The sequence below is a fragment of the Pseudomonas juntendi genome (genome assembly GCF_009932375.1).
GTDB classification, from domain to species: Bacteria; Pseudomonadota; Gammaproteobacteria; order Pseudomonadales; family Pseudomonadaceae; genus Aquipseudomonas; species Aquipseudomonas juntendi.
Window position 1 is genome coordinate 1 of sequence record NZ_BLJG01000541.1, and the last position, 356, is coordinate 356.

A 356-nucleotide genomic window follows, 5' to 3' on the forward strand; every position below is an offset into this window, starting at 1 on the left:
GGCCTGGTGCCAAGCCGCTGAAAACGCCCAGGCCTATGCCGAGCTGGAGCGGTTCTGGCAGCAGGTGCAGCCCTCACCCGCCCGCCCTCGCCCACGGCCGCCAAGCGAGCGCCGCAGTCACCTGGGCAAACGGGTGGCGCTGTTCTTTCTCTTGGGCCTGGCCGCCGCTACCTACCTTTACTGGCCGTGGATGCAGCGCCTGGCCAGCGAGCTGCACACCGATGTGGGCGAGCGGCGCAGCACGCGCCTGGCCGATGGCACGACCTTGAGCCTGGACAGCGCCAGTGCGAGGAACGTGGACCTGCGCGGCCGTACCCGCCAGCTGCATCTGGTACAGGGCCAGGTGTACCTGCAGG

The 356-nt window shown here is 69.7% G+C and carries 1 protein-coding gene; it reads left to right on the forward strand.

Translation table 11 applies throughout. From position 1 onward, the window contains the following. The coding region (locus GYA94_RS27160) for a FecR domain-containing protein (RefSeq protein WP_174824228.1) at positions 1-356 on the forward strand (356 nt) is incomplete at both ends.